This is a genomic window from Roseovarius confluentis, assembly GCF_002917925.1.
In the GTDB taxonomy this organism is placed as follows: domain Bacteria; phylum Pseudomonadota; class Alphaproteobacteria; order Rhodobacterales; family Rhodobacteraceae; genus Roseovarius; species Roseovarius confluentis.
Genome location: NZ_PPFE01000005.1, coordinates 71,209 through 94,829, shown reverse-complemented (window position 1 = coordinate 94,829; position 23,621 = coordinate 71,209). Strand labels below are relative to the sequence as shown.

Annotated in this window: 19 protein-coding genes; 13 read left to right on the top strand and 6 right to left on the bottom strand. The window is 65.2% G+C overall.

The features are described 5' to 3' along the window. Positions 1-13: 13 nt before the first annotated feature. Positions 14-5,455, bottom strand: coding sequence for an alpha-2-macroglobulin family protein (locus tag C2I35_RS13265; protein ID WP_103763548.1), 5,442 nt, complete (start codon positions 5,453-5,455; stop codon positions 14-16). A gap of 154 nt (positions 5,456-5,609) precedes the next feature. Here C2I35_RS13265 and C2I35_RS13260 point away from each other — a divergent pair, with 154 nt between their 5' ends. Further along, a complete protein-coding gene (locus C2I35_RS13260) occupies positions 5,610-7,790 on the top strand; it encodes a response regulator (protein WP_103763547.1) in 2,181 nt (726 codons plus the stop codon). Positions 7,791-8,186: 396 nt separating this feature from the next. Here C2I35_RS13260 and yaaA read toward each other — a convergent pair whose 3' ends face one another. The 3 genes from yaaA to C2I35_RS13245 all read right to left on the bottom strand — a co-directional run bounded on the left by yaaA (position 8,187) and on the right by C2I35_RS13245 (position 11,682). Beyond that, on the bottom strand, positions 8,187-8,945 hold the full coding sequence (gene yaaA / locus C2I35_RS13255) for a peroxide stress protein YaaA (protein ID WP_103763546.1): 759 nt from the start codon (positions 8,943-8,945) through the stop codon (positions 8,187-8,189). Between the two features lie 135 nt (positions 8,946-9,080). Continuing rightward, a complete protein-coding gene (recQ, locus tag C2I35_RS13250) occupies positions 9,081-11,120 on the bottom strand; it encodes a DNA helicase RecQ (protein WP_103763545.1) in 2,040 nt (679 codons plus the stop codon). A 253-nt stretch (positions 11,121-11,373) separates the two neighbouring features. After that, a complete protein-coding gene (locus C2I35_RS13245) occupies positions 11,374-11,682 on the bottom strand; it encodes a YggT family protein (protein ID WP_103763544.1) in 309 nt (102 codons plus the stop codon). Between the two features lie 240 nt (positions 11,683-11,922). On the opposite strand from C2I35_RS13245, the gene C2I35_RS13240 reads away from it, so the two are divergent. From C2I35_RS13240 to arfB, 5 genes are all read left to right on the top strand, one after another. Next, complete coding sequence (locus C2I35_RS13240; protein WP_103763684.1) at positions 11,923-12,459, top strand: acyl-CoA thioesterase; 537 nt, start codon at positions 11,923-11,925, stop codon at positions 12,457-12,459. Between the two features lie 73 nt (positions 12,460-12,532). Then, positions 12,533-13,912 carry an MFS transporter gene (locus tag C2I35_RS13235; RefSeq protein ID WP_103763543.1) on the top strand — a complete coding sequence of 460 codons (1,380 nt, stop codon included), beginning with the start codon at positions 12,533-12,535 and terminating at the stop codon, positions 13,910-13,912. Next, complete coding sequence (gene mepA, locus C2I35_RS13230; protein WP_103763542.1) at positions 13,897-14,823, top strand: penicillin-insensitive murein endopeptidase; 927 nt, start codon at positions 13,897-13,899, stop codon at positions 14,821-14,823. Before C2I35_RS13235 ends, mepA begins: the two co-directional genes overlap by 16 nt. Positions 14,824-14,895: 72 nt before the next feature. Then, on the top strand, positions 14,896-15,519 hold the full coding sequence (locus C2I35_RS13225; protein ID WP_103763541.1) for a queuosine precursor transporter: 624 nt from the start codon (positions 14,896-14,898) through the stop codon (positions 15,517-15,519). Positions 15,520-15,932: 413 nt separating this feature from the next. Further along, positions 15,933-16,352 carry an alternative ribosome rescue aminoacyl-tRNA hydrolase ArfB gene (gene arfB / locus C2I35_RS13220; RefSeq protein ID WP_103763540.1) on the top strand — a complete coding sequence of 140 codons (420 nt, stop codon included), beginning with the start codon at positions 15,933-15,935 and terminating at the stop codon, positions 16,350-16,352. A gap of 36 nt (positions 16,353-16,388) precedes the next feature. On the opposite strand, the gene C2I35_RS13215 is transcribed toward arfB, so the two are convergent. Continuing rightward, positions 16,389-17,066, bottom strand: a complete 678-nt coding sequence (locus tag C2I35_RS13215; RefSeq protein ID WP_103763539.1) for a polysaccharide deacetylase family protein — start codon at positions 17,064-17,066, stop codon at positions 16,389-16,391. Between the two features lie 131 nt (positions 17,067-17,197). Here C2I35_RS13215 and C2I35_RS13210 point away from each other — a divergent pair, with 131 nt between their 5' ends. Continuing rightward, a complete protein-coding gene (locus C2I35_RS13210) occupies positions 17,198-17,707 on the top strand; it encodes an SRPBCC family protein (RefSeq protein ID WP_103763538.1) in 510 nt (169 codons plus the stop codon). Positions 17,708-17,845: 138 nt separating this feature from the next. Here C2I35_RS13210 and C2I35_RS13205 read toward each other — a convergent pair whose 3' ends face one another. Further along, on the bottom strand, positions 17,846-18,547 hold the full coding sequence (locus tag C2I35_RS13205) for an SGNH/GDSL hydrolase family protein (RefSeq protein ID WP_245890490.1): 702 nt from the start codon (positions 18,545-18,547) through the stop codon (positions 17,846-17,848). Positions 18,548-18,777: 230 nt separating this feature from the next. Between C2I35_RS13205 and C2I35_RS13200 the strand changes: the two genes are divergently transcribed. The 6 genes from C2I35_RS13200 to C2I35_RS13180 all read left to right on the top strand — a co-directional run bounded on the left by C2I35_RS13200 (position 18,778) and on the right by C2I35_RS13180 (position 23,398). Beyond that, positions 18,778-19,707 (top strand): ABC transporter ATP-binding protein, encoded by a 930-nt coding sequence (locus C2I35_RS13200; protein WP_103763682.1) that lies wholly within the window; start codon positions 18,778-18,780, stop codon positions 19,705-19,707. Continuing rightward, a complete protein-coding gene (locus C2I35_RS13195) occupies positions 19,704-20,465 on the top strand; it encodes an ABC transporter permease (RefSeq protein ID WP_103763537.1) in 762 nt (253 codons plus the stop codon). The genes C2I35_RS13200 and C2I35_RS13195 overlap by 4 nt, the downstream gene beginning before the upstream one ends. A gap of 190 nt (positions 20,466-20,655) precedes the next feature. Then, positions 20,656-21,453: a S49 family peptidase gene (locus C2I35_RS13190; protein WP_103763536.1), complete on the top strand. Its 798-nt coding sequence runs from the start codon at positions 20,656-20,658 to the stop codon at positions 21,451-21,453. Position 21,454: 1 nt separating this feature from the next. After that, positions 21,455-21,622: a hypothetical protein gene (locus C2I35_RS22175; RefSeq protein WP_172977391.1), complete on the top strand. Its 168-nt coding sequence runs from the start codon at positions 21,455-21,457 to the stop codon at positions 21,620-21,622. Further along, on the top strand, positions 21,622-22,584 hold the full coding sequence (locus tag C2I35_RS13185; protein WP_103763535.1) for a calcium/sodium antiporter: 963 nt from the start codon (positions 21,622-21,624) through the stop codon (positions 22,582-22,584). Before C2I35_RS22175 ends, C2I35_RS13185 begins: the two co-directional genes overlap by 1 nt. A 13-nt stretch (positions 22,585-22,597) precedes the next feature. Further along, entirely contained in the window at positions 22,598-23,398 is an 801-nt protein-coding gene (locus C2I35_RS13180) for an SDR family oxidoreductase (protein ID WP_103763534.1), read from the top strand. Positions 23,399-23,621: the final 223 nt, after the last annotated feature.

The following is a 23,621-nucleotide window of genomic DNA, read 5'->3' as shown; positions in this document are numbered from 1 at the left end:
GTTCCTTGGCCTGTCATTCCGCGGTGACCGTCATCCGCCCTGTGGCCGAGCGCGCGCGGTATTGCGGGCGGTACATGTCCTCGACCGAGGCCGCCGGGTGGTGGTAGCTGCCAGGGCTGATCGCGCGGACGATATAGGCGAGGCGGAAGGCATCGTCCGAACGCCAGTCGACGGCGGCGATGAAGCGGTCGGCGCGGAACTCGGAATGCTCAGTAGTGGCCGGGTCGAGCCAGTCGAGGGCGCTCACCTGGCCCGAGCGCAGGAGGTTCGGGTTGTCGATTTCCAGCCCGGCGGGCAGGGGATCGTCGATGATCAGCCGCGCCTCGCCCTTCTCGAACGGGCGGACCGTCAGCACGGTGACGAGGCGGGTGCCGGTGGGCACTGTCGACAGGTCCACCGGCGTGCCGTCCATGTCGAAATAGCTGCGCTCGATGGCGTAGCCGTAGCCGCCGGCCTCGGGCGGCGTCCGCGGCACGCCGAGGGTGGTGAGCGTGATGTCGGTGGCGTTCGCGCCGGTGTTGGTGAGGGTCTGCGGCGTGAGCGACGTGGCGGAGATGTTGCGCACGAAGGGGCCCGAGACAGGTTCGCCGTCGAGCGAGAGGCCCGAGACGGACGGGTCGCTGAGCAGGGCGCGGGCGGCCAGAAGGGACCACGCCTGTTCCTGTGTCGACATGTGCGGGCCCTCGGCGGTGATGGCGCTGGCCAGGGCGTCGGCGTTGACGGCAGTGCTGCCCGCCTCGGTCGCAAGGGTCAGCACGCCGGCGCGGTCGCGCAGGCGGGTACCATAGTCCGCCCGCCAGACCTGGCCTTCGTCGCCGGAGGTCTGGTTGATGCTTTGTTGCGCGGCGGCGAACATGCGGTCGGCGCGGGTCTGGTCGCCGTAGAAGGCAAGGGCGGCGCCGAGTTGTGCTTGTGCGAGGGGCGTGGCGAACGCCTGTGCCTTGACGTCCGAGTAATAGCGCAGGTCGCCCATGCGGGCCGCGCCTTCGCGGGCGAGGACCATGAGGGCGTAGGCGATGTCTTCGCCCCCCTGATCGAAGTCGGGGGCGTAGTTGATGCGGTTGCGCAGGTTGTCCATCGCCATGGTGTAGGCGGTGTCGGGGACGTCGAAGCCTTCGGCCTTGGCGCGCGACAGGAAGTCGGCGACATAGGCGTCGAGCCAGAAATCACCCGAGCTGGCCCGCCAGAGGCCGAAGCTGCCGCCGGAGGATTGGCGGGTGAGGATGCGGGCGATGGATTGGTCGATGCGTTCCTGTGCCTGCGCCTCGGAGGCGAGGCCCATCGCGGCGGCCACCTGGTTGAAGTAGAGCAGCGGCATGGCGCGGCTGACCACCTGCTCGGTGCAGCCATAGGGGTAACGGTCGAGCGCGGCCAGAAGACGGGGCGCGTCGAGTTTCGCCAAGGGCCCGGCGGCGAGGATGGCGCTGGCCGTGTCGGGGCGCAGGTCGGCGAAGACGTCGTCGCCCAGCGTGAAGCTGTCGCCCGCGCCGAGCGAGAAGCGGCGGGTGGTGGCGATGACCGGATCGTTGGAGCGGATGCCCAGCGGCATCTCCTTGGTCAGTTGCTTGCCGTCGGGCGTGGTGAGCGCGATGCGCAGGGTGGCGTCGCCCACGTCGCCCGCCGTAATGGGCAGGGAGAGCGTGGTTTTTTCCTGTTCGCCCAGTTCGAGGCCGGAAGGGATGGTGCCGCCCAAAGTGAGGCCGGTGCTGGATACATCGAGGCCCATGCGGCCGGTCGGCCCTTCGGTGTGTTGAATCTCAAGCAGAAGGCGGCTTTCGTCGTCGGGGGCGAGGAAGCGCGGCAGCGAGGCGGTGACGACGACGGGGTCGCGTACGATGGTCTCGTCCTCGGCCTGGCCCACGGCGGTGGGGGACCATGCGACGGCCATGAAGCGGACGGTGCCGTTGAAATCGGGCATGTCGAAGCTGGCCTGCGCGGTGCCATCGGGGCCGATTTCCAGCGGGCCGGTGAAATAGGCGACGAGGTCCTCGGTGGGCGGCGGCTGGGTGCCGGACATCGGATTGCCCGCGTCACCGCCGGAGCGAACCTGACCCTGCGCGCCGTTCATGCCGTCGATGAGGCGGCCATAGAGGTCGCGGATTTCCACGCCGAGGCGGCGCTGGCCGAAGTAGTGCCCGGACGGGTCGGGCGACTGGAAGCCTGTGATGTTGAGCACGCCCACGTCCACGGCGGCGAGGGTGACGAAGCCGCTCTGACCCTCCGCCAGCCCGTCGACGTTGACGGTGACGTCCAGCGGCCCGCGCGGGGCGGCCGTGTCGGGGGCGTCTATGGAGACGGCGAGCTGTTTGTCGCCCGGGGCGATCTTGGCGTAGCTGAGGCCGAGCGAGCGGGCCGGGTTCTGGCCGGCGCTGACGTTCATCGGGCGGATCACTTGCGCGGTGACATAAGCGCCCGCGCCCCAGTCTTCGGTGATGGAAAGCGGGATGGTGTTCTCGCCCTCGGTGACCTCGACCGCCTGGCGTTCGATGACGTGGTTGGACATGACGGTGATCAGCGCGGTGCCGGCGTAGCGGGGCACGACGCGCAGTTGCGCGGTGTCGCCGGGGGTGTATTCGGGTTGGTCCAGTGACAGCTCCAGCGTGTCGGGCGTGTCGCTGGCGTCGGCGGGGGCGTACCAGCCGGCGTAGAAATCGGTGGAGGACGACACGTAATCGCCGCCGGTGCGTTCGACGACCAGTTCATAGTGGCCCCATTCGACGGGGGCGGAGACGGTCACGGGATCGGACCCCAGCGTGGCGTCGCCGGTGGCGACCTGTTCGCGCGTCGTGATCGGCTCCCAGTTCCACGAGCCGTAATCCTGGTACCATTGGTAACGCGTGGTGATGCGGTTGACGGTCCATTTCACGTCCATCGGGACGGGCGTGAGGTCTGGTGAGATGCCGATGATCTGAAAACTTGCCTCGGTGCCCTCGGCGACGACGCCGTCGGCCATGGGCTTGATGCCGATCATGGGGCCGGCGGGGGCGAGCATGCGGTTGAGCCTGCGTTCGACCGGGCGGCCGGAGCCTTCTTGCAGGGTGACGGTGATGTCGGCCTCGAACGGGCGATCGGTGACATCGAATTCGGGCATTTCGGCGGCCATCTGAAGCTGGCCATCCGCGCCGGTCTTGCCTCCGGGCAGGTAGGTGATGCGCGCGCCGACCCGTTCGTCGTGACGGCCGAAATTGTAGCCGGGGAAGGCGTCGAGCGTGGTGCGGGCCGTGAGGCGCACGTTCCCGTCCGCCACCAGCCCGGCACCGGGCGCGCCGAAGAGGTAGCGTGCGTCGATGGTCAGCGGCGGCGTGTCGCCGGGGCGGATGGGGCCCTCGGGCAGTGACAGGTCGAAGTCGATGCGCTCGGGCAGGAAGTCCTCGACCAGCAGGGTACGGCTGACCAGCGGTTCGTCCTCGGGGTCCGAGAAGATGTCGAGTGTCCAGCTGCCGGTGGGGACGGTGGTGCCGACGGGCAGGGTGAAGACATGGCCACCCGCGTCGTCGTCGCCGGATAGCTGGCGGGAATATTCCACGCCGTCGGGGCGGCGCAGGATGGCCGTCAGGGGCAGGCCGGGGATCGCCTCGGCCACGTTGTCGCGCGCCAGCGCGGTGGCGTGGATCACCTCGCCCGGGCGGTAAGCACCGCGATCGGTGGCGAGGAAAATGTCGATCGGGGGCGCGGGCGGACGGCCCTCGACGCCGCGGTCCGAGAGGTCAAAGGCGGGGTCGGTGAGCGACAGGAAGGCCATGTCGTCGTCGCCCGCCTTGGCCAGCACCAGAGCCGGGGCGGCGCCGGAGGTACCACGGGTCAGCCCGGGGGCAAAGAGCGCGTGGCCCTGGGCGTCGGTCGTGGCCGTACCCAGAACGCGGTTGGAGCGCGACAGCAGGGACAGTTCGACGCCGGATTCCGCCTGGGCATCGGCCAGCCCGCGCACGAAAACATGCAGGCCGTCATTACCCTTGAACGTGGTCAGGCCAAGGTCGGTCAGAACGAACCATTGCGTGGCGCCGGGGTTGTCGTAGCTGTCGGCGCCTTCGATGCTGGCGGTCAGGGCGTAGATGCCCGGAGGCTGGTCGGCCAGCACCTCGCCCAGCGGCAGGCGGGTGATCATGTTGCGGTTGAGCGTGTTTTGCACCTCGCCGGTGCCGGTCCAGACCTCCTCGGCGATCTCGGCGTTGAACTGACGTTCCTGGTACTGACTGAGAGGGCGGCCGAAATAGTCCTCCTGCATGGTGCGCAAAAGGTTTCGGTCGGAGACGCGGCGCAGGAGCAGTTCGACCTCGTCGAGGTTGACGGTCTCGATCGGCAGGGCGGTGTCGGCGGCCTTGGGCAGGATGTAGGCCCGGCCCGGAAAGCTGACGCGCGGGGAGCGGTCGCGCACGTAAAGCGTGATCTCGGTGTCGCGCTGAAGTGTCTCGCCGCTGGCGGCGGGCAGGCCTTCCCGGAAGGTGACGCGGTAGCGCTCGCCATGCTGGACGCCGGCGATGCAGATCTGGTTCCCGTCGGGCTGCACCACGAGGCCGGGATCGGGCAGGCGGACGAAGGGCGTGTAATCGGTGCCCGCCTCGACCAGCGGTTCGGAGAACTCGGCGCAGAGGCGCGGCTGGGCGCTGTCGCTGTCGGCGCGGTGATCGGTGATGCGAAAGCCGTACTTGGCGATGGCGGCATCGAGCGCGGTCATGACGTCGTCGCGCGGCTGGATCGATTCGGCCAGGCGCAGGGTGGGCACGATATCGCGTTCGCGTCCCAGTGCTTCCAAGGACTCGCTCATGATCAGAAGGGCGTTGATCCGCACCGGATCGCTGGGCGCGCGGAGGTAGGCGTTGGTCGCGGCCTGGAAGGCGCGGGTGGCGTAATTGCGTTTCTCGGAGTTGTTCTGTGTCGGGATCAGCAGCGACAGGCGGGCATATTCCGCCCACTGGTCGGCGGCGTCCGAGCGGGCCACGGCGGCACCCATCCAGCGCATGGCATTCAGGTAATCCTGCTGCGCGATGCGGTCCTGCGCGGCGTTGACCATGGCGGGGACGTCCCATTGCCCGCCGGGATGGCGCGCGCCGATGCCGGTGGCTTGGTCGCGCGCCTGGTTCAGATCGCCGGGGTTGAGGAAATCCAGATCGGCGGTGCGGGCGGGCGCGTCATTCAGGACGCGGGCGTCTGTGTGGAAGACCTCGGCGGAAATCGCGCCCTCGTAGGGTTTGGTCTCTGACAGGGCGCTTTTGGGGAAACAGGAATTGGAGCGGGTGTTGAAAGTATAGGCGCGGCAGGCGTTGTTCGAAAAGCAGAGGTTGCGGCAGGCCTCGAGCGTGGTGTCGAAGAGCGGGTCGAGATCGGAGCCGAAGAAGTCGACATCCTTGGTCACGACCTCGCGCCGGTCGGGGACGGCATCCTGGGCCGCGGCGTGCCCGGCGGCGAGACTGGCGGTGAGGGTGATGAAAATGGCGGTGAGAAAGCGATGGAGCATGATGCCCTCCCTAAATTTATGGCGACATGCTGCCACGCCCCCCGCGCCAAGACAACGATTCCCGCGCCTGGGCAGGGTCAGGATTTAAGTACTTGTTCACCATAATAAGGGATATTGGCCCCCAAGAGTGACCTGCAGCGGCGGAGGTTGGGGCATGAGCCTTGCCAACAAACTGGCGGAGGAACGGCGCGCCCGGTTGGCCGCTGAACGTCTGCTGGAACAGAAACAGGCGGAGCTTCAGGCCGCTAACCGCAAGCTGGGCCGCCACGCCCGTGCGCTGAGCGAGGAGATCGTTGAGACCCGCGCCGAGGTGCAGACCGTGCGGGACGAGAACGCGCGGGTGAAATCCGACCTCAACGTCGCCAATGAAAAGGTCGCCATCGCCGAGAGGCGCTTGTGGCATTCGATCCAGACGATCCAGGACGGGTTCGCCTTTTTCGACGCCGACAGCCGGATGATCGCCGCGAACCACGCCTGGCTGGGTGTTTTCGAAGGGCTGGAGGACGTCAAGCCGGGCATCAGCTATGTCGAGATCCTGCAATGCGTGACCGAGGAGGGTGTCATCGACATCGGAGACGCGGACCCCGCCGCGTGGCGCGAAAAGATGCTGGACCGCTGGCAGACCGTCGCGCCGGAGCCCGAGATCATCCGGCTGTGGAACGGGGCCTATATCAAGCTGATCGACCAGCGCGGACAGACCGGCGACGTTGTGAGCCTGGCGCTGAACATCACCGACACGATCCGCTATGAGGAACGGCTTAAGGAGGCGCGGCGCAGGGCCGAGATGGCGAGCCGGGCGAAATCGTCCTTCCTGGCCAACATGAGCCACGAGATCCGCACGCCGATGAATGGCGTGGTGGGGATGGCGGAGTTGTTGAAGGACACCGAGCTGGACGAGGAACAGCTGCTTTACGCCAACACGATCAAGAATTCGGGCGAGGCGCTCTTGGTGATCATCAACGATGTGTTGGATTATTCCAAGATCGAGGCGGAAAAGTTGGTGCTGCATGACGAGCCGTTCGACCTGGAACGCTGCATTCACGAGTTGATCATGCTGATGCAGGCCAATGCGCGGGACAAGGGGATCGACCTTCTGGTGGATTACGACCTGTTCCTGCCGACGCGGTTCGTGGGTGATCCGGGGCGGCTGCGGCAGATCATGACGAACCTGCTGGGCAACGCGGTGAAGTTTACCGAGCAGGGGCATGTCATGGTGCGCGTCGTGGGCGTGGAGGCCGGCACCGAGGGCGCGGCGCGCCTGCACGTGACGATAGAGGACAGCGGGATCGGGATTCACGACGACAAGGTCCGGCACATCTTTGGCGAGTTCAACCAGGTGGACGACGAGAGCAACCGCAAGTTCGAAGGCACCGGGCTGGGCCTCGCGATCTCGGAAAAGCTGGTGAAGTTGATGGGCGGCGAGATCTGGGTCGACTCGGTCGAGGGGCAGGGCTCGACCTTTGGATTTGCCGTGGAACTGCCGCTGGCCGAGCCGGACGCGGAACAGGATTTCAGCGTGCCCGACGGGTTGCGCAAGGTGCTGATCGTCGAGACGAACGCGCTGAACCGCGCGATCCTGGAGCGGCTGTTCGCGGCGCTGGGAGTCGAGGTCGTTTGCTGCGACAGCGGGGTGCGCGCGCTGGAGGTGATGGGCGACGATGTCAGCCTGGTGATCACCGACCACGTGATGCCGCAGATGGACGGGATCGAACTGGCCGAGGCGCTGAAAGGCGCCGGACACGCGGCGCCGGTCCTGCTGTTGAGCGGGAACACCGGCAGCGTGGATCAGGACCCGGGCCGGATTTATGTTGACGCGCTGTTGCAGAAACCGGTCCCCCGCAACGAGCTTTTCGCCGCACTGAAGCAGGTTTCGGGCGCGCTGCCGGGCGGCGAGGACGCACCCGAGAGGCCCCAAGAGCCCAGCCGCGTGATGCGCGTGCTGGCGGCGGAGGACAACAAGACCAACCGGCTGGTCTTTTCCAAGATGGTCAAGGCGCTGGACATCGACCTGAAATTCGCCGTGAGCGGCGAAGAGGCGGTGGCGTTCTTCCGGTCTTTCGCGCCCGATATCGTGTTCATGGACATCTCGATGCCCGAGATGGACGGCAAGGAGGCCGCCCGCGCCATTCGCGAGATCGAAGCGGATGGCGGGGTACATGTGCCCATCGTGGCGATGACGGCACACGCGATGGATGGCGACGAGGACGATATCCTGTCAGCGGGGATCGATCACTACCTGTCGAAGCCGCTGTCGAAACAGGCGCTGATCGACCATGTGATCGCGGCCTGCCCCGTGAGCGTGCGCCCGCCCGAGGAAGGGCAGAGTGCGGCATAGGGCGGATGGGGAGGCACAGGCGACGGCGGGTCTTTTGCGCTATGCGGTAAGATGAAGGATGATACCTGCGGGATGCTGCGCTGCCAGAGATGGCAGGTTCGAGCCCTTAGTCGCCACAGTCGCAAAGCGCCCGCGCGGAACAAGGGCGAAGCCCGCCGCGCATCGCCGGGCCGTCCCCCGGCACGGCGATTTGGCAGGTGAAGTGCCAAGCTCTCAGATTGGATGTGCTTGGCAGGCATAAATTGCCCATCACCATCGTCGGTTCGCCGCACCACGGCCCGTCGATGCGCGTCTCCTCACCGTCAGAAAATAACGTCCACTTCGTCCGCAAAGCCGTCGCCTCCCTCACGACAACCGATGCGCAGATAGACCTGCGTATGACTTGCGCAGAGTGCCCTACTGCTCGCCGCGGATGAACGCCGGTTCATCCTCGGTCGAGCGCGAGGCATCATAGCGGTAGCCGCCGGAATCGAATTCCTTGATCGCGTCGGGATCGGTCAGGCGGTTCTGCACGATGAAGCGGGCCATGGCGCCGCGGGCCTTCTTGGCAAAGAAGCTGATGACCTTGGCCTCGCCGTTCTTGGTGTCGAGGAAGGTGGGGGTGATGACCCGCAGCTTGAGCGCGTCACGGTCGACGGCGCCAAAATATTCCTGGCTGGCGCAGTTGACGAGGGTCTTGCTTCCGGTCTCTTTCGCCTGCCGGTTCAGTGCCTTTGAAAGGCGGTCGCCCCAATAATCATAGAGCGATTTGCCGCGCTCGGTTTTGAGGCGGCTGCCCATTTCCAGACGGTAGGGTTCGATATTGTCCAGCGGGCGCAAGAGGCCGTAGAGACCCGAGAGAATGCGTAGGTGATCCTGCGCCCAGTCGAGTTCGTCAGCATCGAGCGACCCGGCCTCGAGCCCCTGGTAGGTGTCGCCGGCGAAGGCGAGCGCGGCGGGCTTCTTGTCCTGGCTGCCGAAATTGCTGAACCGCTCGGCATTGAGTTTCGCGAGATCGTCGGAGATGCCCATGAGCTTTTTCAGATCGGCCTGGCTAAGGTCGCGGGCCACGTCGGCCAGGGCGTGCGCGTCCTTGGCGAAGGCGGGGCCGGTGGGATGGATCCCCTCGGCCGGGGACATGTCCATTTTCTTGGCAGGCGAGACGACGACGAGCATATGTGACCCTTGAGAAATTAAGCTTTCTGGGGATCTAGGGCGTTTCGAGGAAAAATGGAATCGCCAATACCCTGTCACGCCTTCGGCGTTCTCGGGACATTGGCGATACTCTGGTCATGTTGTCCTCGAAACACCTCAGTCCGCCGCGTGCAGAACGTCCAGAAAGGCGGGGCCGAAACGCTCGGTCCTTTTGTCGCCCAAGAGGCGTTCGAGGTCGCCGAGGTCGCGGGGTTTCGAGGCGGCGACGCGGGCCAGAAGGCTGGCGGAACACGAGAGCGGCTTTTCAATGCCGTCCTCGCCGCGTTGGAGGTTGGACTGCACCTCGAGCAGGCGGTCATAGACCGTGCCGGTTTCGCGGCCTGCCAGCTTGCGGCGGGTGGGGTGCATCGTTTCGGCCTCGCCGTTGATGACCTCCAGGAAGGCGGCGCCGTATTGTTCCAGCTTCTTGGAGCCGACGCCCGAGATGCGCGCCATGTCGTCGAGCGTGCGGGGCCGGGTTTCGGCCATCTCGATCAGGGTGCGGTCGTTGAAGACGATGTAGGCGGGCATCCTCGCGGCCTCGGCCAGCGCGCGGCGCTTGGCCTTGAGCGCCGACAGGAGCGGCGCGTCCTCTTCGGCGACCAGCGTCTTGGCGGCGGGGCGGCGGGATTTGGGCGCGAGGGTGTCGCGGCGCAGGGTGATGTCCTGTTCGCCCTTCAGGATCGGGATGGCCCGTTCGGTCATGCGCAGGGCGCCGTGGCGTTCGGGATCGGGGCGGATCAGGTCGTGACCCATCATCTGGCGAAAGATCCCCTGCCACGTGCGGCGGTCGGTGTCGCGGCCGACGCCGAAGGTGGGCAGGCCGTCATGGCCGCGGGCGCGGATCTTGTCGGTTTCGTTGCCGGTCAGGATGTCGATCAGGTGGCCCGCGCCGAAGAATTCATCCGTGCGCAGGATGGCCGAGAGCGCCTTGCGCACGTCCTGCGTGCCGTCGAAGGTTTCGGGCGGTGTGGTGCAGGTGTCGCAATTGTCGCACGGGGCCGGGTCCTCGCCGAAATAGCGCAAGAGCGCCTGGCGGCGGCAGGCGTGGGTTTCGGCAAGGCCCAGGAGGGCGTTCAGGCGGGCGTGATCGGCGGCGCGGCGCTCGGGCGGGGCGAGCCCCTCGTCGATCTGGGACCGGCGCAGGCGGATGTCGTCGGGGCCGAAGAGCGTGAGCGTGTCGGCGGCCGCGCCGTCGCGGCCGGCGCGGCCGATTTCCTGGTAATAGGCCTCGATCGATTTGGGCAGGTCGGCATGGGCGACCCAGCGGATGTCGGGCTTGTCCACCCCCATGCCGAAGGCGATGGTGGCGACCACCACCAGCCCGTCCTCGGTGCTGAAGCGGTGTTCGACATGGCGGCGGTCGTCGGGGTCCATGCCGCCGTGATAGTGACAGGCGCTGTGGCCGTCCTCGCGCAGGGCCTTGGCCAGCGTTTCGGTCTTGGCGCGGGTGCCGCAATAGACGATGCCGGACTGGCCTTTGCGAGCGGCGGCGAAGCTGAGGATCTGCTGGCGGGGGCTGTCCTTGGCCGAGAAGGCGAGCGTGATGTTGGGCCGGTCGAAGCCGCGCAGGAAGGTTTCGGGCTGCTGGCCTTCGAACAGTTTCTCGACGATTTCGGCGCGGGTTTCGGCGTCGGCGGTGGCGGTGAAGGCGGCCAGCGGCACGTCGAGGGCACGGCGCAACTCGCCGATGCGCAGGTAATCGGGGCGGAAGTCGTGGCCCCACTGGCTGACGCAATGCGCCTCGTCCACCGCGATCAGGCTGACACCGATGCGGCGCAGCATCCCCATGGCGGACCCGGCGGCGAGGCGTTCGGGGGCGATATAGAGGAGTTTGAGGCGGCCTTGGTCGAGGGCCTCCCAGACGGCCTGGGTCTCTTCCTCGGTATTGCCGGAGGTGAGCGCGCCGGCCTCGACCCCCGCAGCCCTGAGCGCGCGGACCTGGTCGCGCATGAGCGCGATCAGGGGGGAGATGACGACGGTGACGCCGTCGCGCAGGAGGGCAGGGAGTTGATAGCACAGGGATTTGCCGCCGCCGGTCGGCATGATGGCAAGGGTGTTGGACCCTTCCGCGACGGTCTGGACGATCTCTTCCTGGCCGGGACGGAAAGCGGAGAATCCGAAGACGTCTTGCAGCAGCGTGGCAGCGCTTTGCATGGGAAACCTGTAAGATTTTAGTTTTCTGCTCTTACGGGTGACAGTCCCACACTAAGGAATCGTAAACAAGTCCCGGATGAGCGTTGGTTGCGCGGAATCAAGGCCGAAGGCCGCCGCGTCATCGCCAGACCGCCCGGACGGGCTGGCGATTGGGTAACGTGTGCGCGCCGATTTGAAGTTCTGCGGATGCGACAGGGATAAAGTGCCCTGAAGACCTGTCAGGTCGCCAGCCCCCGGTCTGGCGATGGCGCGTCTATCCGCAGTAGCCCAAGGGGCGCCCGTTGCACAGGAGTTCCGGCAGGATGAAGTCGCGCAGCGAAATCAGCGCGACGAAGGCCACCAGAGGCGCGAGGTCGAGGGGGCGGGTGTCGGGCAGGATGCGGCGGATGGGTTCGTAGATCGGCTCCAGCAGGCGGTTCAGGCCGTACCAGATCTGGGCCACGAACTGTTGGCTGAGGTTCAGGACCTGGAAATTGACCAGCCAGCTCATGATGATGTGGATGATCATGATGAAGAACACCACGTCCAGAATGAGCCCGATGGGACCTGCGATTGCCTGCATCTAAAGAACCTCTTGCTTGCTGCGCGGAATAAAGCGTCCTGCCGTTAACCTGAGGTATCAGATAAAGGCAGGGTGCGCGCAACACTCAATCGTCGCGCTGCGCACGACCAATAACTGCGATCCAGGTTTTTGGCCGCACGCTTCAGGTAAGCGTCATGGCGGTATTCCGCAAGCTTTACGCGAGGTTGTGGTTGACGTATGCCGCGCCCGCGTCAAGACCAACGGGAAAAGGAGCGCCCGATGTATCCTGTCGTCCGCATGTTCTGGCAGCTTTATAAGCACCGCAATTCGCCGCCGCTGGCGCCGACCGACACGCACGTGTCGCGGCATGTCTGCTTGCCGTGGGATATCGACCTGTGGATGGAGTTGAACAATGGGCGCACGCTGACGCTGTATGACCTGGGGCGCATCCCGCTGGCGCGGCGGGCGGGGCTGGTCGGCGTGCTGAGGAAGAACCGCTGGGGTCTGACCATGGCGGGGGCGAGCGTGCGCTATCGCCGCCGGATCAGGATGTTCGAGACAGTGGAGATGCGGTCGCGCGCGGTGTGGTGGGACTCGCGGTTCGTCTATCTGGAACAGTCGATGTGGAAAGCGGATGGCGAGTGCGCCAATCACATCGTCTATCGCTCGGCCGTGACGGGCAAGGACGGGATTGTGCCGCCCGAGACGGTGATGGCGGCGCTGGGCAAGACGGTGGAGCGGCCCGAGGCGCCCGAGTGGGTGACCGCGTGGATCGAGGCGGATGCCAAGCGGCCCTGGCCGCCGATGCAGGACTGACGCGGAAAGCCCAAGGAAAGGCTTGCCACCGGACCCCGAACCGCGTTTGATCGCGGCGAGGCGAGGGGGCAAGATGGCAGACGTTTCAGCACGCAAGCGGATCTGGGGCTGGTTCTTTTTCGACTGGGCCAGCCAGCCCTATCACACCCTGTTGGTGACCTTCGTGTTCGGGCCGTTCTTTGCGGCTGTCGCCTCGAACTATTTCCTTGGTACCGGGCTGGAAGAAGAGGCGGCGGATGCGCGGGCCCAGACCTTGTGGTCATGGTGCCTGGCGCTGTCGGGGCTGGTCATCGCCTTTGGTGCGCCGATCATGGGCGCGATGGCGGATTCCGCCGGGCGGCGTATTCCGTGGATGGTTTGCTTTTCGGTGCTCTATGTCGTCGGCGCGGCGGGCCTGTGGTGGACGGCGCCGGACGGGTCGAACATGATCGCGATGCTGGTGATGTTTGGGATCGGCTTTATCGGGGCGGAGTACGCGCTGATCTTCGTCAATTCGCAACTGCCCTCGGTGGCGACGGCGGAAGACGTGGGGTCGACATCGGGCAGCGGGTTCGCCTTTGGCTATCTCGGCGGGCTGGCGTCGCTGGCGATCATGCTGGTGTTCTTTCAGACCATGGACGGGGGACGCACAATCGTTGGGCTGGAACCGGCGCTGGGGCTGGATGCTGCGCAGGACGAGGACAAGCGCATCGTCGGGCCACTGGCCGCGGCCTGGTACGTGGTGTTCATGATCCCCTATTTCCTGTGGGTGCGCGATGCGGACACCGCGCCCAAGGGTACGGGGTTCGTCGGTGCGATGGCTTTGCTAAAGAAATCGGTGGCGAACCTGCCCAACCGCAAAAGCCTGCTGGCCTACCTGGGATCGTCGATGTTCTATCGCGACGCGCTGAACGGGCTTTACAGTTTCGGGGGCACTTACGCGACGCTGGTGCTGGACTGGTCGATCGTGAGGGTGGGGATCTTCGGGATCGTCAGCGCCGTTGCCGCGGCGGCCTTCAGCTGGGTCGGCGGCAGGCTGGACAAGCGATACGGGCCGAAGCCGGTGATCGTGGTGGCGGTGTGGATCCTGATCGGGGTGTGCATCACCATCGTCAGCATGGACCGCACGATGTTCTTCGGCATCCCGCTGGAGGAGGGCTCGGCCCTGCCGGACATAGTGTTCTTCGGCTGCGGTATCCTGATCGGGGGGCTGGGCGGGACGCTGCAATCGGCGAGCCGGTCGCTGATGGTGCGCCACACGGACCCGGCGGTGCCGACCGAAAGCTTTGGTCTTTACGGGCTGTCGGGGCGGGCAACGGCGTTCGTGGCCCCCGCATTGATCGGTCTGGTGACGTATATCAGCGGAAGCGCGCAAATTGGTGTCACGCCCCTTATTCTTCTTTTCCTCGTGGGGTTGATCTTGCTACGCTGGGTTCAGGCAAAAGGGGATAGTGAAACATGGTCCGTATCGTAAAGCCGGTCCTGCTGGCGCTGGTGCTGGCAGGCTGTGGCGGGTCCACGGCAGAACAGGAGAGCGTCCAGCCCGCGGTGCTGTCGACGCAGAACATCCCGGCAGACATGCGCGGGGTGCAGGCGAAACAGCTGTTCGGCGCCAAGCGGGGCGGCTCGCAGCAGGCCGCGCGGCCCTTTGGCGGCTATGCCAAGGGATGCGTGGCGGGCGGTGTGCAACTGCCCGAGACCGGGCCGACATGGCAGGCGATGCGCCTGAGCCGGAACCGCAACTGGGGCCATCCCGAGGTGATCGACTTCGTGCAGAAACTGTCGCGCTTTGCCGCGACGCAGCCGGGGTGGAACGGACTTTACGTGGGCGACATCAGCCAGCCGCGCGGCGGGCCGATGCTGACCGGGCATCGCAGCCACCAGATGGGGCTGGACGTGGATATCTGGCTGCGGCCGGCGAACAACCTGAACCTCAGCCGGGCGCAGCGCGAAAGCCTGTCGTCGATTTCGCTGCGGCGGGCAAACGGGGCCTATACGAACGACAATTACAACCGCACGCATCACGAGATCATGAAGGCGGCGGCGAAGGACCCGCGTGTGGCGCGGATTTTCGTCTTTCCCGGCGCCAAGGTGCGGATGTGCGAGGAAGAGACCGGCGACCGCAGCTGGCTGCGCAAGATCCGGCCGTGGTACGGGCACCACTATCATTTCCACGTGCGGCTGAAATGCCCGCGCGGGGCGAAGGGCTGTGTCGATCAGGCCGCGCCTCCCGCCGGGGATGGCTGCGCCGATGCGCGGCAGTGGCAGAGGAATATTTTGAACCCGCCGCCGCCCGACCCCGACGCGTCGCCGCCCAAGCCGCGCCGTGAGCTGACCATGGCGGACCTGCCGGCGCAGTGCCTGGGCGTGCTGCAATCGGAGTAAGGTCTTGTGGTTCTGCCGCAAAGTGACTAGGCGCAGGCCCCTGATATAGACGCGTATCGGGGGCCTGTGCGCATGACATCCAAGATCCTTCCCGGTGTTCTGGCGATGGCGACGATCGTCGTCGCGTCGAACATCCTGGTGCAGTTCCTGTTCGGCCAGTGGCTGACATGGGGGGCGTTCACCTATCCGCTGGCCTTCCTGGTGACGGACGTGATGAACCGCGTCTATGGCCGTGCGGCGGCACGGCGCGTGGTGCTGGCGGGCTTTGTCGTGGGGCTGATCTGTTCGTTCATCGGCACGCAGATTTCGGGCGAGTTCGGGCCGCTGGTGACGGTGCGGATCGCGCTGGGCTCGGCCGTGGCGTTTCTGACCGCGCAGCTTTTGGATATCGCGGTGTTCGACCGGTTCAGGGCTGGTGCCTGGTGGCGGGCGCCGGTGGTGTCGTCGCTGATCGGGGGCAGCGTGGACACGGGCTTGTTCTTTACCATCGCGTTTTCGGCCAGCCTGACATTCCTGGAGCCGGGCAATGACGTGAGCTGGGCCGGCGAGGCGCTGCCGCTTTTGGGTGCAGGCCCGGTGGTGCCGCTCTGGGTGTCGCTGGCGGTGGCGGACTGGCTGGTGAAGCTGGTGCTGGCAATTTTGGCACTTGTGCCGTTTCGCATCATCGTGGGGTCACTTAGTGGCAGGACCACATGATTTTGTTTTGACAAACGCGAAATCTGTGGCAGGCTACCTTTGAGTTCAACAACTGAAAGGAGGTGATCCAGTGTCTATAAAGGGATTGGAGAGAGGTGTCGGAACAGTCAGGGAGGTTCGTGTCTGAGGCAGCCCTTGGGCGCGTGAACACCCGGATTGGCAGGGCCTAACCGACCTCGCCTCCGAAACTTTTAGAAGGGCCGCTCCACGAGGTTGGGGCGGCCCTTTTAGTGTGAAAATGGCGCGTCGGTATCGCGTCGGTATTTAAAGCGTTTCGCGATAAACCTGAAACGCTGCTTATCGAGAAACGCCGCGCAACATTCAAACGTTGCACGCGTTTCGCCTTTAGCTGATTCCTCAGGTCAAAGGCGAAACGCTTTGAGTGGCATCGCGTCGGTGCTATCTGACAGGGCATGATGAAGATCAACGACAGGATCACGATCGAGGATTGGGAGCTGACCGAGCAGTTCACCCGCGCGTCCGGACCGGGCGGGCAGAACGTGAACAAGGTGTCCTCGGCGGTGGAGTTGCGGTTCGAGGCGGATCGCTCGCCGAACCTGCCCGACCCGGTGAAACGGCGGCTGCGGCGGCTGGCCGGGCGGCGCTGGACCAAGGACGGGGCGGTGGTGTTGCAGGTGTCGGAGGAACGCAGCCAGGCCCGCAACCGCGAGATCGCAAGGGAGCGGCTGGCGGAACTGATCGCCAAGGCCTGCGAAAAGCCGAAGCGGCGCATCCCGACGAAAGTGTCGAAGAACCAGAAGCGCAAGCGGGTGGAAGCGAAGAAGAAGCGGGCGGAAGTGAAGGCGTTGAGGGGGAAGGTGGACGGCGTTTGATGCGCCGTGTGCAGGACGCGTGGGTTTTCGCCCACCCTACGCGGGTTTGATCGCAACGCCCCGCGTGGTGGCGGCGCCCAGCAGGCGGCCGATCTGGGCTTGGCTGCTGTAGAATCCCGGGCCGGTTTTGCGGTCCCTGATGTCGTGGCCGGTGAAGACCGCGAGGCCGTCCGTCTTGGCGATGAGGTCGAGCAAGTGGTGCTGCCGGCGCCAGCCGGGGAAGGCCTTGTGCTGCATGTCGGCGAAGCCGAGGTTGTCGAGACAGCGGGAGGGCGGGATTTCCGAATAGATGCGGCTGGCGGGGTTGGTGTGGTCGAGGCTGCGGGGGCCGGCGGCGCGGATGACCTCGAAGCGGGAGGCGAGGGCCGCGCGGGTCTCGGGCGTGGAAGCGTGGAAGGGGCAGGCGAAGGTGCGTGCCGGGAAGCCTGCCGCGCGATGTTCCGCTATGGCAAGGTCTACTTCGTGTTCGAGCCAGTGGTCGAGGCCGTGGGTTGCGAGGTACGATTTCAGTTTCGGGTGCGTGCGGGTGTGGCAGGCGATCTCGTGACCGTCGGATTGCAGGAGGTGCAGGCCTTCGATCTGGTCCGGCATGGCCGTGTGCAGGTGCGACACGCAGAAGGTGACGCGGGCGTCATGGGCGTCGAACACGGGTCGGGCGGCGACCCAGTTTGCGACGAACAGATCGTCGAAGGTGAGGCAAAGCGTGCCGGGCAAGTGCGGTCCCCCATGCGACTAAGGTCTTGATGCGCGAGACGCCTCGCGTCTGTCAATTTATACTGCGCATCGGTCTTGGAGGGTTCGGGGCCGTGCGGTAGGATCGGGCCAACCCAAGGAGGAGACGTGTCATGCAGATGAGTGGCGAGCGCGAGATCGCGGCGGACCGGGAGACGGTCTGGGCCGCACTGATGGAACCCGAAGTTCTGAAGGAATGCGTGCCGGGCGCGCAGGAGGTCACGGGCAACCCGCAGGACGGGTACGAGGCGACGGTGACACAGAAGGTCGGGCCGGTGAAGGCCACGTTCAAGGGCATGGTGACGTTCAGCGAGATGACCCAGCCCGAGAGCCTGCGCCTGGAAGGCGAGGGCAAGGGCGGGGCCGCGGGCTTTGCCAAGGGCGCGGCGGATGTTCGGCTGGAAGAGGTCGAGGGCGGCACGAAGCTGAGCTATGACGTGGAGGCGAAGGTGGGTGGCAAGCTGGCGCAGCTTGGCAGCCGGATCGTGGACGGGTTTGCCAAGAAGATGGCCGACCAGTTCTTTTCCAACCTCGAGGATGTCATCGAGGGGCCGAAGGAGGACGAGCCGGAAGAGCAGGCCGAGAAGAAAGGTTGGCTGAAGCGGATGATCTCGAAGGGGTGAGAGTTCGTTTCATGTCGGGTTGATTGCGTCCCCGTCGGAGCCTCCGGCGGGGATATTTTTGGCCAGAGGAAAAGGGGGCGCGTGATCGTTGCGCGCGCGCCGCCTTTATTTGAAGTGTCAGGCCAAAGGCGGGACACTTTATTTCCGGCGCGGTCCGTTCTGGCGGATGAGTTCGGCGATGCGGCTGCCGATGGCGTCGGACCCCTTGGGTGACGGGTGGATGAGGTCGACCGCGTGGTAGGTGCGGTCGCCGGGCGGGACGACATCGCTCATCGGGATGAAGTGCACGCCGCGGTCGAGCGCGGCGAGGCGGGCCATGCGGGCGTCCATCTCGCGGCCCTCGTCGACGCAGCCTTCGATGGGGGAGCGCACGCCGGGGGTGTGCAGGTAGCCCACCATCACCACGTTGGCGCCAGTCTTGCGCATTTTCGACACGAAACCGGGGATGACGCCGGTGGTACCGTCGTCGGAGATCAGCCGGTCGATGCGGCGGTCGCAAAGCCCGCAGCCGCAGCCGAAGAGAATGTCGTTGCCGCCGCCGTTCATCACGATCCAGTCCCAGTTGCCGGCGCGGAATTGTTTCGTGATGTTCATGCCGGCCGCGCCCGAGATGGGCAGGGAATAGAGGAAGCGGGCGCCGGACACGGAGCGGTCGATGACCGGCTCGCCCAGGCGGCGTTCCATGGCGTGAGAGACGGATTTCCCGGCCGTGCCGTGAAAGGCCATCATGGAGTCGCCCATGAGAAGGATACGGGAGTTGTCGGCACGCGTCACCGACTCGGTGCAGGCACCGAGCGCAAATATGATGAGCGGCCAGACAAAATGAGAGAGGCGTTTCATGTCTGTCCTGCGATTTTCTTGATGCGCATGCATCATGCGCCCCCAACCGCGGACAGAATTCCCGCTTGAGACGAGTCGTGCAATGCAAAATGTGGAAACGATACGTTTTATTTGGGGCGGCATGGGTTTCGGCGCGCAGGAATGCACAAGGGGTTGTGTTTCCGTACCGGCTTGCGCCGGGTCGCGGCCGGATTACTTTGCCGCGAATGACGAAAGAAGGAGCGCGGGACATGGCAGCGTTTATCGAGGTGAGCGGCCTGGAGAAGACCTTTGACGACGGGTTCCAGGCCTTGAAGGGCGTGGACCTGGAGATCCGCGAGGGCGAGATCCTGGCGCTGTTGGGGCCCAACGGCGCGGGAAAGACGACGCTGATTTCGGCGCTGTGCGGGATCACGACGCCCACGGGCGGGACGGCGCGCGTCGGCGGGCATGATATCGCCGAGGAGTATCGCGCGGCGCGGTCGCTGGTGGGACTGGTGCCGCAGGAGATCGCGCTGGAGCCGTTCGAGAAGGTGATCAACACGGTGCGGTTTTCGCGCGGCCTCTTTGGCAAGGGGCGTGATGAGGCGCTGGTGGAGAAGATCCTGCGGCAGCTGAGCCTGTGGGACAAGCGCACCAACCAGGTCAAGGAACTGTCGGGCGGCATGAAGCGCCGGGTGCTGATCGCCAAGGCGCTGGTGCACGAGCCGCGTGTTCTGTTCCTGGACGAGCCGACCGCCGGTGTCGATGTGGAGCTGCGCCGCGATATGTGGGAGGTGGTCGAAGGGCTGCGGCAGGACGGGGTGACAATCATTCTGACCACCCATTACATCGAGGAGGCTGAGGCGATTGCCGACCGGGTGGCGGTGATCAACAAGGGCGAGATCCTGCTGGTCGAGGACAAGGCCGCGCTGATGCAGCGGATGGGGCGCAAGAGCTTGCGGATCGATCTGGTCGAGCCGGTGGAGGCGGTGCCCGAGAGCCTGTCGGATTACGACTTGTGGAAGAGCCCGGACGGCCAGAGCCTGACCTATACTTATGACACCAATGCCGAGCGGACGGGGATTGCGCGGCTGGTGCGCGAACTGACGGAGGCGGGCTTGGTGATCCGCGATATTCAGACCAGCCAGTCGAGTTTGGAAGAGATCTTCGTGGGGCTGGTGAAGGAGGATGCGGCATGAATTTTCTGGCCATTGCAGCGATCTACAAGTTCGAGATGCAGCGGTTCTTTCGCACCCTGCTGCAAAGTTTCGTGTCGCCGGTGATCTCGACCTCGCTTTACTTCGTGGTGTTCGGCGCGGCCATCGGCAGCCGGATCGACCAGGTGGAGGGCGTGAGTTACGGCGCGTTCATCGTGCCGGGGCTGATCATGCTGTCGGTGATCACGCAGGCGATTTCAAACGCCTCCTTCGGGATCTATTTCCCCAAGTTCATCGGCACGATCTATGAATTGCTGTCGGCGCCGGTGAACTTCCTGGAGATCGTGATCGGGTATGTGGGGGCCGCCGCCACCAAGGCGCTGTTCATCGGGGTGGTGATATTGGCGACCTCGGCGTTGTTCGTGGACGTGGAGATACAGCATCCGGGCGCGATGGTGGTGTTTCTGCTGTTGACCTGCATCAGTTTCGCGCTGTTCGGGTTCATCATCGGGATCTGGGCGCAGAATTTCGAGCAGTTGCAGTTGGTGCCGCTGCTGATCGTGACGCCGCTGGTGTTCCTGGGGGGCTCGTTCTACTCGATCTCGATGCTCCCGCCGTTCTGGCAGACGGTGACGCTGTTCAATCCGGTGGTCTACCTGATCTCGGGGTTCCGCTGGGCTTTCTTCGGGCAGGCGGACGTGTCCATCGGGCTGAGCCTGCTGGCGATTGCGGGGTTCACGGCGCTGTGCCTGTTCCTGATCTGGCGGATCTTCAAGACGGGGTACCGGATCAAGAGTTGAGGAGAGCGCGCCTGGGTTGGCGTCGGGAGGCGCGTGGGTTTTCACCCACCCTACGCAGGATGGGCGACGTCCTGGGAAAGGGCGGCGGCGGTCTGACCCTGCGTCGTATTCGTGGCTTTCTTGCCCGTCGGCCCTATTGATACGCGCCGCCACCTTGTTTGTCGCGCGCGGGCATTCTACATGCCCCTCCATGAAGCGATTTATCCCGTTTTTGAAAAGCGACCCGCTGGTGTCGGTTATACGCCTGTCGGGTGCGATTGGCGCAGGGTCCCGGATGCCGCTGAGCGACGAGGCGATGGCGCCCGCCATTGAAAAGGCGTTCAGCCGCGGCAAGCCCAAGGCCGTCGCGCTGTTGATCAACAGCCCTGGCGGATCGCCGGTGCAATCTGCGCTGATCGCGGGACGCATCCGGCGGCTGGCCGAGGAAAAGAAAGTGCCGGTTCATGCTTTCGTCGAGGACGTCGCGGCGTCGGGCGGCTATTGGCTGGCCTCGGCGGCGGATGATATCTGGGTCGACGACAATTCGATCGTGGGCAGCATCGGCGTGATCTCGGCGGGCTTCGGCGCGCATGTGTTCCTGGCGCGGCAGGGTGTGGAACGGCGGGTCTACACGGCTGGCAAGTCGAAGAGCACGCTTGATCCGTTCCAGCCCGAGAAGAAGGAAGACGTGGCGCGTCTGAAAGGCATTCTGGAAGAGATGCACGGAAACTTCATCGCGCAGATCAAGGCGCGGCGGGGCGACCGGCTGAGCGAGGACGACGACCTGTTTACCGGCGAGTTCTGGCTGGGTGGCCGGGGTGTCGAGCTGGGGCTGGCCGACGGGGTGGCGCATCTGGTGCCGAAGCTGAAGGAGCTTTACGGCGACAAGGTGCGGTTCGCCACCTACGGCAAGAAAAAGGGCTTTTTCCAGCGGTTCGGGTCTTCGGTGGTCGAGGATGCGTTCGCCTCGGTCGAGGAACGCGCGGCTTTTGCCCGGTTCGGCCTGTGACGTGCTGAGCAAGATCGCCCTCATATTCCTGGCCTTCATCGCAGTGCTGGCGATGTTCGGACGCCTGCGCTTTCCCGGACAGAAAAAGCTGGAGTCGGCCCGTTGCCCGCATTGCAAGCGGTTTCGCATCGGCAAGGGGCCGTGCCAGTGCCGGGAGGGCAAATCCTGATGTGGCCATGGCTGATGTCGGGCTTGGGGTTGCTGATCCTGCTGCTGGCAGGCGATGCGCTTGTGAAGGGCGCGGTGAACCTGAGCCTGCGTGTGGGCATTCCCGCGCTGATCGTCAGCCTGACCATCGTGGCTTTCGGCACCTCGGCGCCTGAACTGCTGATCTCGGTCAACGCGGTGCTGGACAACAAGCCGGGGCTGGCGCTGGGCAACGTGATCGGGTCGAACACGGCCAATATCCTGCTGGTGCTTGGGGTGCCGGCGCTGTTGGCGCCGCTGCACACCTCGGGGTGCAACACGCGCAAGACGTATCTGTTCATGATCGGGGCGACGCTGATCTTCATCGGCATGGCATTCCGGGATCCGTTCGACATGCTGGCGGGGACGGTTCTGCTGGCCTGCCTTGGGCTGGTGCTGGGCGATGCGTTTCGGGATGCGCGCAACCACCGCAAGGCCGGGGCCGCGGCAGCTGCCGAGGCCGAGGACGAAGAAGAGGTCGAGGGCGCGGACCCCGACATGCCGTGGTGGCAGATCTTCGTCTTTCTGGCGCTGGGCCTTGTGGGGCTGCCGCTGGGCGCGGACCTGCTGGTGGACAATGCGTCGATCATCGCGCGGGAATTCGGCGTCAGCGACGCGGTGATCGGCCTGACGCTGGTCGCGCTGGGCACCTCGCTGCCTGAGCTGGCGACGACGGTGATGGCGGCCTTGCGCAAGCAGGCCGACGTGGCGCTGGGCAACGTCATCGGGTCAAACATGTTCAACCTGCTGGCCATCATCGGGATCACGTCCTTTGTCGGCACGATCCCGGTCGACGCCGAGTTCCTGCAATTCGACCTTTGGGTGATGCTGGGCGCGTCGCTGCTGCTGATCCCGTTCGTGTTCCTGGGCCGGGACATTCACCGGCTGTGGGGCATCGCCTTGACCGTTCTTTACGTGATCTATGTCTTGGTCGTGTTGAGCTGAACGGAGCCCCCGCATGACCGACCAACCCCAGACCCGCCGCGCCCTTGTGACCGGAGGCGGCAAGCGCCTTGGGCGTGCGATGGCGCTGTACCTGGCGGCGCGGGGATATGACGTGGCCGTGCATTACGGCGGCTCGGCGGATGCGGCCGAGGAAACTGCCGGCGAAATCGAGGCGAAGGGGCAAAGGGCCGTGGCCGTGCAGGCGGACCTGCTGGACGAGGATGCGGTACAGGCGCTGATGCCCGAGGCGGCGGCGCGGCTGGGCGGGCCGGTGCATGTGCTGGTGAACAACGCGTCGATTTTCGAGGACGAGACATACGAGACGGCGACGCGGCAAAGCTGGGACCGGCACATGGAATCGAACCTGCGCGCGCCCTTTGCGCTGACGCAGGCGCTGGCGGCGCAGGTGCCGGAGCCGGTCAAGGACGAGAACGGCGAGCCGGTGGCGCAGGGGCTGGTGGTGAACATGATCGACCAGCGGGTGCGCAAGCTGACGCCCTATTTCGCCAGTTACACGATTGCGAAATCGGGTCTGTGGACGATGACGCGCACCGCCGCGCAGGCGCTGGCCCCGCGCGTGCGGGTCAACGGGATCGGCCCCGGACCGACGCTGAAGAGTACCGAGCAGAGCGAAGAACAGTTCTTTGACCAGCGGGCGCGGACGATTCTGAAGCGGGGCGTGAACCCCGAGGATATCACCGCCGCGCTGGGCTATTTCCTGGAGGCAAAGGCGGTCACCGGGCAGCTGATCTGCGTCGATGGCGGGCAGCATCTGGCATGGCAAACGCCGGATGTTCTGGGGGTCGATGTATAGACGCTACGTCAACTTGTTCACGTGCCGCCGGGTGGTTACCGAAGCGTTACAAAAGTTTTAATGTTTTCATATATTTGGGATACCACGGATTTTTTGTGTATTGAAAACAATGCCTTATGTTTGTGCTTAATTTCTGTGCAACTTAACGAAGCAGGTCTAATACAACGAAAAAATCCGGCTGCCCAAAACTTGTCCGCAGAGTTATCCACACGATCGGTGGAGA